11 protein-coding genes are annotated in these 13,190 nt (G+C 69.4%); 5 read left to right on the forward strand and 6 right to left on the reverse strand.

The window, feature by feature from the left end; translation table 11 throughout:
• Positions 1 to 19 precede the first annotated feature (19 nt).
• The 3 genes from CFP71_RS15270 to CFP71_RS15280 are packed head-to-tail and all read right to left on the reverse strand — an operon-like array spanning position 20 to position 3,791.
• Complete coding sequence (locus CFP71_RS15270; protein WP_093934515.1) at positions 20 to 1,225, reverse strand: ABC transporter substrate-binding protein; 1,206 nt, start codon at positions 1,223 to 1,225, stop codon at positions 20 to 22.
• A 29-nt stretch (positions 1,226 to 1,254) separates the two neighbouring features.
• Complete coding sequence (locus CFP71_RS15275) at positions 1,255 to 2,349, reverse strand: ABC transporter ATP-binding protein (RefSeq protein WP_425266619.1); 1,095 nt, start codon at positions 2,347 to 2,349, stop codon at positions 1,255 to 1,257.
• Between the two features lie 20 nt (positions 2,350 to 2,369).
• A complete protein-coding gene (locus CFP71_RS15280; RefSeq protein WP_093934517.1) occupies positions 2,370 to 3,791 on the reverse strand; it encodes a gamma-aminobutyraldehyde dehydrogenase in 1,422 nt (473 codons plus the stop codon).
• Positions 3,792 to 3,949: 158 nt separating this feature from the next.
• Here CFP71_RS15280 and CFP71_RS15285 point away from each other — a divergent pair, with 158 nt between their 5' ends.
• Positions 3,950 to 4,693 carry a FadR/GntR family transcriptional regulator gene (locus tag CFP71_RS15285; RefSeq protein WP_093934518.1) on the forward strand — a complete coding sequence of 248 codons (744 nt, stop codon included), beginning with the start codon at positions 3,950 to 3,952 and terminating at the stop codon, positions 4,691 to 4,693.
• A 32-nt stretch (positions 4,694 to 4,725) separates the two neighbouring features.
• Entirely contained in the window at positions 4,726 to 5,460 is a 735-nt protein-coding gene (locus tag CFP71_RS15290; RefSeq protein ID WP_093934519.1) for a cache domain-containing protein, read from the forward strand.
• Here CFP71_RS15290 and CFP71_RS15295 read toward each other — a convergent pair.
• Entirely contained in the window at positions 5,444 to 6,931 is a 1,488-nt protein-coding gene (locus CFP71_RS15295) for a PucR family transcriptional regulator (protein ID WP_167406133.1), read from the reverse strand. The genes CFP71_RS15290 and CFP71_RS15295 overlap by 17 nt on opposite strands.
• Positions 6,932 to 7,040: 109 nt before the next feature.
• Between CFP71_RS15295 and gabT the strand changes: the two genes are divergently transcribed.
• Both gabT and CFP71_RS15305 read left to right on the forward strand, forming a co-directional pair.
• Positions 7,041 to 8,372, forward strand: a complete 1,332-nt coding sequence (gene gabT / locus CFP71_RS15300; RefSeq protein WP_167406134.1) for a 4-aminobutyrate--2-oxoglutarate transaminase — start codon at positions 7,041 to 7,043, stop codon at positions 8,370 to 8,372.
• Positions 8,369 to 9,799 carry an aldehyde dehydrogenase family protein gene (locus tag CFP71_RS15305; RefSeq protein ID WP_093934522.1) on the forward strand — a complete coding sequence of 477 codons (1,431 nt, stop codon included), beginning with the start codon at positions 8,369 to 8,371 and terminating at the stop codon, positions 9,797 to 9,799. Before gabT ends, CFP71_RS15305 begins: the two co-directional genes overlap by 4 nt.
• A 53-nt stretch (positions 9,800 to 9,852) precedes the next feature.
• Here the strand turns inward: CFP71_RS15305 and CFP71_RS15310 are convergent, their stop codons facing one another.
• A complete protein-coding gene (locus tag CFP71_RS15310) occupies positions 9,853 to 10,614 on the reverse strand; it encodes a helical backbone metal receptor (protein ID WP_093934523.1) in 762 nt (253 codons plus the stop codon).
• Positions 10,611 to 12,020 carry an RNB domain-containing ribonuclease gene (locus CFP71_RS15315; RefSeq protein WP_093934527.1) on the reverse strand — a complete coding sequence of 470 codons (1,410 nt, stop codon included), beginning with the start codon at positions 12,018 to 12,020 and terminating at the stop codon, positions 10,611 to 10,613. The genes CFP71_RS15310 and CFP71_RS15315 overlap by 4 nt, the downstream gene beginning before the upstream one ends.
• 134 nt (positions 12,021 to 12,154) lie before the next feature.
• Here CFP71_RS15315 and CFP71_RS15320 point away from each other — a divergent pair, with 134 nt between their 5' ends.
• Positions 12,155 to 13,120 (forward strand): ATP-binding protein, encoded by a 966-nt coding sequence (locus CFP71_RS15320; protein WP_093934524.1) that lies wholly within the window; start codon positions 12,155 to 12,157, stop codon positions 13,118 to 13,120.
• The last annotated feature ends 70 nt before the right edge of the window (positions 13,121 to 13,190 follow it).

The following is a 13,190-nucleotide window of genomic DNA, read 5'->3' on the forward strand; positions in this document are numbered from 1 at the left end:
CTCCCGGAGTTCGGGGAGGTCAGCCCTTGATCTCGGTCCAGGCGCGGGTCCACTCGCCGTAGTCCTTGCACTTGACGTCGGTGCGGCCGTCGAGGCACTGCGTGATCGGCGTCGTCCAGTACTGGATCTTCGAGGCGTACGCGGCGTCACCGGCGTGGTAGGTGTCGCAGTGCTTCTTGTCCTTGGTTTCGGCGCACGCCTTGGGGTTCGAGGGCGATTCGCCGAAGTACTCGGCGACCTGGGCGTTGGCCTTCGGGCTGACGATGTGGTTCAGCCACTTGTAGGAGCACGTCTTGTGCGGCGACTTCGCCCCGACCATCCAGGTATCCGACCAGCCCGTCGCGCCTTCGGACGGCAGCACCGACTCCACCGGCGCGCCCTCGCTCTTGGTCAGGTTCACCGTCACCTGCCAGGCGGTGCCGAGGACGGCGTCACCGCTCTTGAGCGCCTGGCTTTCCTTCAGGTAGTCCGACCAGTACTCCCCGACCATCGGCCGCTGCTGCTTGAGCAGGTCGACGGCGGCCTGGAACTGCTTGTCGTCCAGGGCGTACGGATTCTTGATGCCGAGTTCCGGCTTGTGCGTCTGCAGGTACAGCGCGGCGTCGGCGATGTAGATCGGCGAGTCGTAAGCGGAGATCTTGCCCTTGTGCGGGCTGTTCGCGTCGAACATGACCGACCACGACGTCGGCGCCGGGTTCACCTTGTCGGTGCGCCAGGTCAGCAGATTCGCGCCCCAGCCGTGCGGCACACCGTAGGACACGTTGTTCACGCTGTTCCACGGGCGGTTCTTGAGGAAGTCGAAGACGTCCGCGTAGTTCGGCACGAGGGCGGTGTTCACCGGTTCGACGTCGCCGGACGCGATGAGCCGCAGCGAAGCGTCACCGGAGGCGGAGATGACGTCGTACTGTCCGGTCTTCATCAGGCTCACGGCCTCGTCGGAGGTTCCGAACGCCTTGACGTTGACCTTGCAGCCGGTCTCCTTCTCGAACCCGGTGACCCAGTCGACGGCCGGATCGTTCGACCCGTTCTCCGCGTAACCGGGCCAGGCCAGCACGTTGACCTGGCCTTCCGGCTGGCCGAGCTGCGCGAGCGCGTCGAGTTTCGGCGGGGTGAAGCCCTGCCCGCCGGGCGCGGCGGTGTTCGAGCTCGATCCGGAGGTTCCGCAGGCGGCCACGAGCAGGCCGGCGCCGAGCAGCGCGGCGAGCGCGAGTTTCCTGTTCTTCATTGAACAACGACCTTTCGGTACGGGGAGGGCTAACCGGCTTCGGGGACGCGGAAGCTGTGTTCGTGCCGCCAGCTCAGGCGGACACGGCCGCCTTCGAAGTCCGCGGGTTCGGCGGTGTTCTGCCGGACCACGGAGAGTTGGCCGCCGGCGTCGAGCGTTACCTCGTAGCGCACGGTCGCGCCGGCGTAGACGGTGTTGGTGACGGTGCCGGTCGCGCTGGTCTCGCCGACCTCCGCGGATTTCGAGAGATCGGCGTCGACGCGGATCTTTTCGGGGCGGATGCTGAACACACCGGGTTTGCCGATGATGTTCTCGGCGCCGCCGCCGCTGAGCAGGTTCGAGGTGCCGACGAAACCGGCGACGAACGCCGACGCCGGTCGCTCGTAGACCTCGACCGGGGAACCGACCTGTTCGATGCGGCCGGCGTTGAACACCGCGATGCGGTCGCTCATCGTCAACGCCTCGTCCTGGTCGTGGGTGACGAAGATGAAGGTGATGCCGACGTCGCGCTGGATCTGCTTGAGCTCGGTCTGCATGGTGTGGCGCAGTTTCAGGTCGAGCGCGCCGAGGGGTTCGTCGAGCAGGAGCACCTTCGGCCGGTTGACCAGGGCCCTGGCGAGGGCGACCCGCTGACGCTGGCCGCCGGAGAGCTGGTCGGGTTTGCGCTCGCCGAACTCGCCGAGCCGGACAGTGTCGAGGGCTTCCTTCGCGCGCTGTCGGCGCTCCGCGCGGGGGACGCGTTTCACCCGGAGGCCGTACTCGACGTTCTGCCGCACGGTCATGTGCGGGAAGAGCGCGTAGTCCTGGAAGACCGTGTTCACGTCGCGATCGAAGGGCGCGAGACGGCTGACGTCGCGGCCGTGCAGTTCGATCGTGCCCGCCGTCGGCAGTTCGAACCCGGCGATCATGCGGAGCACGGTCGTCTTGCCGGAGCCGGACGGGCCGAGCATGGAGAAGAACTCGCCGGGCGGGATGTCGAGGTCGACGCCGTCGACCGCGTGGACCTGGCCGAACTCCTTGTGCAGCCCGCGCAGCCGGATGGCCGGATCCCCGCCTCCACCTGCGGAAGTGATAGCAAAGGTCCCTTGCTCCCCCTCGGCGGGGGCAGGCGCTTGATGCGGCATGGCGTGCCTTTCGGTGGTCGTCACAGCGCGCTCATCACGTGCTTGACGCGGGTGTAGTCCTCGAGGCCGTAGAGCGAGAGGTCCTTGCCGTAGCCGGACTTCTTGAAGCCGCCGTGCGGCATTTCGGCGACCAGCGGGATGTGCGTGTTGATCCACACGCAGCCGAAGTCGAGCTTCCCGGCCAGCCGCATCGCCCGCTGGTGGTCGGTGGTCCACACCGACGACGCGAGCGCGTACTCGACGCCGTTGGCCGCGGCGAGCGCCTCGGCTTCGGAGGCGAATCGCTGCACGGTGATGATCGGGCCGAAGATCTCCGTCTGGCTGATTTCGTCGTCCTGGCGGACACCGGAGATCACCGTCGGTTCGTAGAAGTACCCCTCGTCCCCGTGCCGCGTTCCTCCACAGTGGACGATCGCGTGCGCGGGCAGCCGGTCGACGAAACCGGCGACCCGGTCGAGCTGGGCCGCGTTGTTGAGCGGCCCGTAGGTGACCGAGGTGTCGTCGGGCTTGCCGGTGGTCGTCGCCTGCGCCTGCCGGGTGAGGGCGGCGACGAACGTGTCGTGGACTTCATCGGCGACCAGGACACGCGTCGCCGCGGTGCAGTCCTGACCCGCGTTGAAGTACCCGGCGGCGGCGATGCCTTCAGCGGCCGCTTCGATGTCCGCGTCGGCGAAGACCACTACGGGCGCTTTACCGCCGAGCTCGAGGTGTACGCGCTTCACGTCCTTCGCCGCCGAAGCGGCGACTTCGATCCCTGCGCGCACGGAGCCGGTGATGGACACCATCGCGGGGATCTCGTGCTCGACGAGCGCCCGCCCGGTGTCGCGGTCGCCGCAGATCACGTTGAACACGCCGGGCGGCAGGAATCCGGCGCAGATCTCGGCGAGGAGCAGGGTCGACGCGGGGGTCGTGTCGGCCGGTTTGAGCACCACGGTGTTGCCCGCGGCGAGCGCGGGGGCGATCTTCCAGACCGCCATGAGCAGCGGATAGTTCCACGGCGTAACCTGCGCGCACACGCCGATCGGTTCTCGGCGCACGAAAGAGGTATGCCCTTCCATGTATTCGCCCGCCGACCGTCCTTCGAGGACACGCGCGGCCCCCGCGAAGAACCGCAACTGGTCGACGATCATCGGCAGTTCTTCGGCCGCGGTGAGCGCGATCGGCTTGCCGGTGTTCGCCGATTCGACGAGCACGAGGCCGTCCGCGCGCGCTTCGACGGCGTCGGCGATCTTCAGCAGCGCGAGCTGGCGCTGCGCGGGCGTGGTCTCACGCCAGTGTTCGAAGGCGGCGGCCGCGACCTTGAGCGCGCGGTCGACGTCCTCGGGTCCGGCGACGGCGGCGGTGCAGTACGGGCGGCCGGTGGCGGGATCGACGATGTCGGCGACCGCGCCCGACGCGGATCCGACGTACTCCCCGCCGATGAAGTGCTTCAACTGCTGCACGAGACCTCCAGGGGACTGGGGGCGTGAGGTGATAGCAAAGGTCCCTTGCTCCCTCGTGGGGAAGCGCGGGAGCTAAAACATATAAGTCCAGATGTTAAATGACAAGACGATGGGGCAAGATTGGTTCCATCGGGTAGTAGTTCGGGCGAAGGGCCACCATGCGCAAGGGGATGTCGCACAGCGCGCGGTCAGCGATGTTCGCGCCGCTCGACCAGATCGGCCGGGCCGAAGCGGTCACCGCGCGGCTGGTCGACGCCATCACGCTCGGGCTGCTGGCCGACTCGGAACAGCTGCCGAGCGAAGCCGAACTGGCCGCCCAGTTCGGCGTCTCGACCGTGACCGTTCGCGAAGCGCTCGTGGCCTTGAGGCAGCAGGGGCTCGTGGAGACGCGACGCGGCCGAGGCGGCGGAAGCTTCGTGAAGACACCTGCCAACCCTTCGGCCGCTTCGTGGCGAGAGCGCCTTCGCACGGTCTCGCTGTCAGAGCTTCGTGACGTCGGCGATCACTACCTCGCCATCGCCGGCGCCGCGGCCAAGCTCGCCGCCGAGCGGAGTTCGCCCGAAGACGTCGAGCGGCTCGAACTGGCGACCGAGGACATCCGCACCGCGACAGGCACCGAGGCGTCACGCGCCGAGCGCCAGTTCCACCTCGAAGTCGCGGCGGCCGCGCAGTCGCCACGATTGACCCGGGAAGAGGTGCAGTTGCAGAGTGAGCGGGGCGGACTGCTCTGGCTGCCGCTCGAACCGCACGGCACCCGGGAAAACGCCTACGCCGAACACCGCGCGATCACCGCCGCCATCGCACAGGGCGACGGCGAGCTGGCCAGAAAACTCACCGAGGAGCACATCCTCGACGCGATAGACCGGCTGGCGGACGTGCATTTAGACCTTCTGGCCCCTTAAGCTGCGGCATCCGCGCATCCGAGGTGAGCATCGTGAACGACACACCGTCCGCCGGTTCCGAGGTCGTCGAACAGGTATCCGCCCTGGTCGAGGACGTCTTCGGCAGACTGAAGCCGGTACTGGCCGGCGCCGAGGGGCTTCTGGCCGCGTCAGGCGATGTCACAGCCGAAGACCTGACCCGGCTGCGGCCGCAGGTCTTCGACGTCCTCGGTGGCCTTGTCGTCGGCGCCGGGTTCATCAGCGCGCCGAACGCGCTGGCCGATCAGGAATTCGGCTTCGAGTGGTGGACCGAGACCGGCGACGCCGAGCCGGTGCAACTGGTCATCAGTCTCGATCCGGACAGCGACAACTTCCTCGACTACACCCGGCAATCGTGGTTCACCGTCCCGCGCGACACCGGCCGCCGCCACATCAACGGCCCGTATGTCGACTACCTCTGCACCGACGAGTACACCCTGACCTTCACTGTCCCGGTGAGGCGTGAAGGGGCTTTCGCGGGCGTCGTCGGCGCGGACATCTACGTGCGCGAGGTCGAACGGCTGCTACAACCGAAACTGCGTACGCTCGGCGGCCGCGCGGCGCTGGTCAACGCCCAGGGCCGGGTCATCGTGTCGAACAACGCGCGGCAGGCCACCGGGTCGCTGGTGCGCGACGTCGACGTGCCGGCGTGGTGGTCCTCCGGCGCGGAACCGGTCACGACGGAGAGCGGCACGCGGTTGCGCCGCTGCGGGGACTCGCCGATCGCCTTGGTCAGGACCGAGCGCTGACCTGGAGCGCGAGCCAGAATTCGGCGCGCACGCCGGGGGAATCGAGATCGCGACCGGTCAATTCGGCGACCTTGCGCATGCGGTTGCGCAAGGTGTGCCGGTGCACGCCGAGCCGCGCGGACGCCAGATCCCAGTGACCGTGGTGTTCAAGCCAGCAGGTCAGCGAGGCCACCAGTTCGCCACGGCCGGTTTCGTCGTGCTGCCGCAACGGTGCCAGCAGGCTGTCCGAAAACGCTTGCGCCGCCTGGGAATCGACCAGCCCGAGAAAGCCGCGCCCGGCATGGTCGTCATACGGGACGAACTCCGCTCCCCTGGCTTTCGCCACCCCTGCCGCCTGCTCGGCTTGGCGGACCCCGAACGCGAATTCGGCACCGCCGACGACCTCGGAGGAGCCGCCGTGCATTCCGCCGACACGGGCCGCGAGCCGCACCACTCGCTCCGAGACGCGGGGATCCGCGACCGTCATGGCGATCACGGCGGTACCCGAGTGCGCGAAGAACACCTCGTGCGCCTCGGTTTCCGCTTCGAGTAGCGCGTGAAACGCCTGTCTCGTCGCCGGAGGCCCCGCGAAGGCGTGGACCCGCCAAGGCGCGTCCGGCGCGTCGCCCCAAACAGTGGAAAGGGCACTCAGCACGATCTCGTCCTGACCGCCCACCAAGAGGTCGAGCAAACCGGTGCGCAAGTACCGCAACGCGGCCACGTGTTCGCGATTCTGTTCCAGTGCAAGGGAAAGCAACGACACCGCGGTGTTGACGATGTGCTGCCCGGCGGCGTCGAGCGGCCCGTCCGTCCCGACCACGAGCACGCCACGCGCCCGGGTGTCGAGTGTCTGAAGCACCACCTCGTGCTCCCCCACCGTCGTCACGAGCGTGCCCGCGCGCAGGCGCGCGAGGTCTTCTCGCACCTCGTCGACGAAGTCACGAGCGGAGGCGGGTGACGCTTCGGTGACCCGGCCCGCCGAATCGAGCAGGAGCACCCAGCCGCCGATCAGCTTCGCTAGTTTGCGGACGACGCCGCCGGGTCCGCCCTTGCCGACGGCGGTCCTGGTCAGTTCCTGCTGTCCTTTGCCGGTGCGCACGAGCGAGGCGTACTCGTCGGCGGCGACCGCCCGGGACACCGCGCGTGTGATCGCGATGAACGGCGTCTTCCTCGGCACTTCGAAGACCGGGAGCCCGACCTCTTCGGCGGTGTCCACAAGGGACTGAGGGATGCTCTCGTGGCTGAGACCGACGCCGAAACCGAGCCCGGCCACCCCCGCGTCGACGAGCCGCCGGATGTATCCGGGCGAGGTGGTTTCGTCGAGAGCGAGACCGGTGGTCAGCAGGAGTTCGCCGCCTTCGAGGAAGGCCTGCGGGTCGGTCAGTTCGGTGGGGTGGACCCAGCCGATCGGCCGGTCGAGCCCCGCCTCGGCCGCGCGCACCCGCAGGCCGAGCGCGGGTTCGGCGGCGAGGGCGGCGAGCGTCAGTGCCATGTTGTCCAACTCTACGCCCCGATATCGACAGGATGTCGAGCTGACGCCGAGCCGCCCGGCTTTCATCGTGGAGGGCGACCCCGTCCCTCGCGTCCGCAGGAGTTTGGCCGTGACCGTCACCACCGAGACGCAGCGCAGGCTGCGCACCGAGATCCCCGGCCCCGCCTCGCGCGCGCTGCAGGAACGACGCGCGGCCGTCGTCGCCGCGGGCGTGAGCTCGGTGCTGCCCGTCTACGTCACCTCGGCCGAAGGCGGCCTGCTCACCGACGCCGACGGCAACGTCCTGATCGACTTCGGTTCCGGCATCGCGGTGACCAACGTCGGCCACGCCGCCCCCGCCGTCGTGGACCGCGTCCGCGAACAGGTCGCCCGGTTCACGCACACGTGTTTCATGGTCACGCCGTACGAGGGCTACGTCGAGGTGTGCGAAGCGCTCGACAAGCTGACCCCGGGCACCCACGAGAAGCGTTCGGTGCTGTTCAACTCCGGCGCCGAAGCCGTCGAGAACGCGGTGAAGATCGCGCGCGCCGCGACCGGCCGCCAGGCCGTGGTCGTGTTCGACCACGCCTATCACGGCCGCACCAACCTGACGATGGCGCTCACCGCGAAGTCCATCCCCTACAAGCACGGTTTCGGCCCGTTCGCGCCCGAGGTCTACCGGGTGCCGGGGTCGTACCCGTACCGCGACGGCCTGTCCGGTCCCGAAGCGGCGCGGATCGCCATCGACCGCATCGAGAAGCAGATCGGCGGCGACCAGGTCGCGGCCGTCGTACTGGAGCCGGTGCAGGGCGAGGGCGGGTTCATCGAACCCGCGCCCGGCTTCCTGCCCGCGCTTTCGGCCTGGTGCACCGAGAACGGTGTCGTGTTCGTCGCCGACGAGGTGCAGACCGGGTTCTGCCGCACCGGCGAGTGGTTCGCGTCCACGCACGAAGAGGTGGTGCCGGATCTGATCGCCACCGCGAAGGGCATCGCGGGCGGCCTGCCGCTCGCCGCGGTCACCGGCCGCGCGGAACTGCTCGACGCCGTTCCCCCGGGCGGGCTCGGCGGGACCTACGGCGGCAACCCGATCGCGTGCGCCGCGGCGCTCGGCTCGATCGAGACCATGCGCCAGGAGAACCTCGCGGCGTCGGCGAAGCGCATCGAGAACGCGGTGCTGGCGCGGCTGCGCGCGCTGGCCGAGGAGACCGGCGTGATCGGCGACGTCCGCGGTCGCGGCGCGATGCTGGCCGCCGAGTTCGTGAAGCCGGGTACCACCGAACCCGACGCCGACCTGACCAAACGGGTCGCGCAGGCCTGCCACCAGGCCGGCGTCGTCGTCCTCACCTGCGGCACCTACGGCAACGTCGTCCGCCTGCTGCCGCCGCTTTCCCTGTCCGCCGAACTGCTCGACGAGGGCCTGTCGGTCCTGGAGCACGCTGTCCGTACGGAGGCCGTCAAGTGAGCACCTTTCCTTTTTGGGTAGCCGGAAAACCGGTCACCAGCGGCGAGACCGTCGTCGTCCGTCACTCCTTCGACGGAAGTGAGGCGGGTTCGCACCACGTTCCGTCCACTTCGGACATCGAGACCGCGGTCCAGGCCGCGCACGACGTTCAGGACGAGTACGCGACCCTGCCCGCGCACGTCCGGGCGGGCGCGTTGGACCACGTGTCCCGAGTTCTGGGTGAGCGGTCCGAAGAGATCGCGCAGCTGATCACCGCCGAGTCCGGCAAGCCGCTGAAGTGGTCGCGCGGCGAGATCGGGCGGGCGGCGTCGACGTTCCGCTGGGCCGCCGAGGAGGCCCGCCGGTTCTCCGGCGACTTGCAGCGGCTCGACACCGACCCGGGCGGCACCGGACGGCTCGCGCTGGTGCGCCGGGTGCCGAAGGGCCCGGTGCTGGGCATCACGCCGTTCAACTTCCCGTTGAACCTGGTGGCGCACAAGGTGGCGCCGGCGATCGCGGTCGGCGCGCCGATCGTGCTCAAGCCCGCGCCCGCGACTCCGCTGACAGCGCTGCTGCTCGGCGAGATCCTCGCCGAGACCGACCTGCCCGCCGGAAGCTGGTCGATCCTCCCGGTGAGCAACGAGGAATCGGCCAAGCTGGTCGCGGATCCGCGGCTGCCGGTGGTGTCGTTCACCGGCTCCGTGCCAGTGGGCTGGGGTATCCGCGACAGCGTTCCGCGCAAGCACGTCGCGCTGGAACTCGGCGGCAACGCCGCGGTGCTCGTCTGTCCTGATTGGACGGATCTGGACTTCGCGGCGCAGCGGATCGCGACCTTCGCGATGTACCAGGCCGGGCAGTCGTGCATCTCGGTGCAGCGCGTGTACGCGCACGCCCACGTCTACGAGGAACTGCGGGCGAAGGTGCTGGAGCAGGTGCACGCGCTCGGGACCGGCAACCCGCGCACGGACGGCGTCGACGTCGGCCCGCTGATCAACACGGCCGCCGCCACCCGGGTGGAGTCGTGGATCACCGCGGCTGTCGAGGCAGGCGGCGAACTGCTGACCGGCGGCAAGCGCGATGGCGCGACCGTCGAGCCGACCGTGCTCGCGAACGTGCCGGAGGACGCGTCGGTGATGGCCGACGAGGTCTTCGGGCCGGTCGTGTCGATCACGCGGGTGGAGTCGGTGGAGGACGGCGTGCGCCGGATCAACGACTCGCGCTTCGGCCTCCAGGCGGGCGTGTTCACACGCGATCTGCCGACGGCGTTCGACGTGTCCGCGAAGCTGCGCGTCGGCGGCGTGCTCGTCGGCGACGTGCCGAGCTTCCGGGCCGACCAGATGCCCTACGGCGGCGTGAAGGACTCCGGCGTCGGCCGCGAGGGCCCGGCGTCGGCGATGGCGGACTTCACCGAGGAGCGCGTCACCGTCCTGACCGGCCTGACTCTCTGAGCACCCGCATTTAGTCCTCTGGATGCGGTAGTTCGTAGCGCGAACTACCGCATTCAGAGGACTAAATGCGTGAGGTGAGAGTGGGCCTCGACGAGCGAAGGGCCATACCAGGTCAGGTGACGCCCGGAGACCGGGACGTACTTCGCACCGGGGAACGCTTCGGGGCCGTCGTCCGCGGTGAACTCGTAAGGCTCGTCGGGCAGCACGAGCAGGTTCGCGTCTTCGTCCGCGAAGCGCGCCTGGAGTTCTTCGAGCTTCGGACGCGGGTAGCGCTCTTCGTCGTCCGCGTAGACGTTGCCGATCCCGACGCGATGCAGGACGTCGCCGCCGAAGGTGTCCCGGCCGAGCACGATCCACGGCTTCCGCCACACCGGCACGACCGCGCGAAAGCGCTCCGGCAGGGTTTCCCGCCACACCTCTTCGGCCTCGACCAGCCAATCCGGCTCCGCGAGGTCGTAAGCCTGCGTGAGGATCCGCCGGATCGAGGCGAGCGCGCCGGGCACGGTCGCCGACGCCTCCATCACCCAGACCGGAATCCCGTTGGCGCGCAGGCGTTCCACGTCCTCCGGCCGGTTCTCCTCGGAGTTGGCCAGCACCAGATCCGGGGCGAGTTCGAGCACCTTGTCCACGTTCGGGTACTTCGAGCCGCCCACCCTCGGGACGTCCAGATCGACCGGATGGGTGCAGTAGTCCGTGGCGCCCGCGAGCCGCCCCGGCGCGCTGACCTCGACAGCCTCTGTCAGCGATGGCACGAGCGAGACCACCCGCGTCACCGGAGCGCGCAGCGGGACCACTTCCCCGAGGTCGTCGATCATGCCCGCTCGAACGCCAGTTTCCGCTTGTCGACGTCCACCGCGGTGAGCCGCACGCGGATCCGCTCGCCTTCCGGCAGCTTTTCGCCGGTGCACTTGGACATCACCGGCGGATCCTCGACCAGGATCTCGGCCTTGGTCTCCTCCGCGCGCAGCACGATCGCGCTGAACTCGCCGCCGATGTGCTCGGCCATCACCCAGACCTCGACCTGGTCGATGGAGGCGCGTTCGACCTTGGCCGCCAGCGTGTCGGACGCGGTCATCTGCTCCGGCACCTCCGAGAGCGCCGCGCGGACCCACGCGGGCACTTCGCGGCCGGCGCTCACCGCGAGGCAGATCTCGGTGGCGAACCGGTCGACCAGCCGCCGGATCGGCGCGGTGACATGGGCGTACGCGCCGCCGATCCCGGCATGGGTGGTCAGGGCGGGCAGTTCGCCGTCGAACGCGGTGTACCCGGCGCCGCGCAAAAGCCTTGTGGTGTCGGCGAAAAGCGCCATGGACGCGGGTTGCCCCGGGTCGAGCGCGGCGAGGAACTCCGACACGCTCTTGCCCTCGGGCCAGTCGATGTTCAGCGCCTGCGCGGACCGGCCAAGCCATTCGACCGCCTCCGCGTCGGGCGGGGGCAGCGTGCGCAGGACCCCGATCTTGGCGTCGATCATGATCTTGGCGGCGGCCATGCCGGTGAGCAGCGAGATCTCGGCGTTCCACGCGTCGACGTCGTTGCGCGGCCGCTGGATCAGCGCCCAGCCGCCGTCGGGGTCGCCGCTGATCTCCTGTTCCGGCAACTGGAGTTCGACAGCGCCGCGCCGGATCGCGAGTTCGCGGCGCAGGCGGCCCAGTTCCGGCAGCGCGGCGACCGACGGATGCGGGTCACCCGCGTCGATCGAGGCCTGGACGGTCTCGTAGTCGAACTGCTCGGTGGACCGGACCAGTGCGCGGCGGACGTTGGTCGCCGTCGGTTCGCCGCCCGCGTCGACGTCGATGGTCCACAGCACAGCGGGCCGGGTCTCCCCCGGCAGCAGGCTCGCCGCGCCTTCGGACAGCACCGGCGGGTGCAGCGGGACGTTCCCGTCGGGCAGGTACAGCGTCTGCCCGCGACGCCGCGCCTCCTTGTCGAGGGCGCCACCAGGCGGGATGAACGCGGCCAGATCGGCGATCGCGTAGTGGACCCGGAATCCGCCGCCCTCGACGCGCTCGATCAGCACCGCCTGGTCGAGATCCTTGGCGCCGGGCGGATCGATGGTGACGAAGGGCAGACCGGTGGCGTCCTCGCGGCCGCCCGCCGACTCGAGCGGGTCGACGACCGCCGCCTCCGCCTCGGCGAGCACGTCGGGCCCGAACGACTCCGGCAGCGAGAACTCGGCTCGCAGGCGACCGAAGTCCCCTCCGGCCGTGTGTGTCCTGATCACGAGTGGAGGCACCACTCAACCCTATCCCGATCCGGCCAGGTTGATCGCCCGTTCGGGCGCGGGCCGGTCGGGTGTACGTTACCGACCGAAATGAAAACCGATACCCTTTTCAAAACGACAGGAAGGGCCGTGGCGTGAAGATCGCGTTCGTCGGGAAGGGCGGCAGCGGCAAGACCACGCTGGCGTCGCTGTTCACCGCGTACTTGGCCGGTGGCGGGAAACCGGTGCTGGCGATCGACGCGGACATCAACCAGCATCTCGCCGTCGCGCTCGGCGCCAGCGAGGAAGAGGCCATCGCTTGGCCGACGCTGGGCGACAACATGGGCCTGATCAAGGACTACCTGCGCGGCGACAACCCGCGGATCGCCGACGTGGCCTCGATGATCAAGACGACCCCGCCGGGACGCGGGTCGCGGCTGGTCCGGCCGTTCGAAGACAACCCGATCTTCCAGGCGTGCTTCCGCGACTTCGGCGGCGTGCGGCTCGGCGTCACCGGTCAGTTCGACGAGGACGACCTCGGCGTCGCCTGCTACCACTCGAAGGTCGGCGCGGCGGAGCTGCTGCTGAACCACATGATCGACGACGCGGGCGAGTACGTCGTCATGGACATGACCGCCGGCGCCGACGCGTTCGCGTCCGGCCTCTTCACGCGGTTCGACGTGACGTTCCTGGTGTGCGAGCCGACCGTGCGCAGCGTCGGCGTGTACCGGCAGTACGCCGACTACGCACGGGACTTCGGGGTGCGGCTGGTCGTCGTGGGCAACAAGGTGACCGAGGACGAGGACATCGACTTCCTGCGCGAGGAGGTCGGCGAAGCGCTGCTGGGCTGGATGGAGAACTCTCGGCACGTCCGCGCCGCCGAACGCGGCCGCGCGCGCCCGATCGGCGAACTCGAAGCGCACAACCTCGCGACGCTCGGTTCGATGCTCGCGACCGTCGACGGCGAGCGGCGCGACTGGGCGCGGTATCAGCGCCAGGGTGTGGAGTTCCACCTCCGCAACGCGCGGGCTTGGGGCAGCGGGCGGGCCGGGGAAGATCTCACGGCACAGGTCGACCCGGAGTTCGTGCTCGGTCCGGCGCTGGCCCGGCAGGACGCCTGACCTGCGGCGTGAAGTGCTCTCGAAGTACGTGAAGGCCCCCTTCACTGCGCTAGCGCAGTGAAGGGGGCCT

This window comes from Amycolatopsis thailandensis, assembly GCF_002234405.1.
In the GTDB taxonomy this organism is placed as follows: domain Bacteria; phylum Actinomycetota; class Actinomycetes; order Mycobacteriales; family Pseudonocardiaceae; genus Amycolatopsis; species Amycolatopsis thailandensis.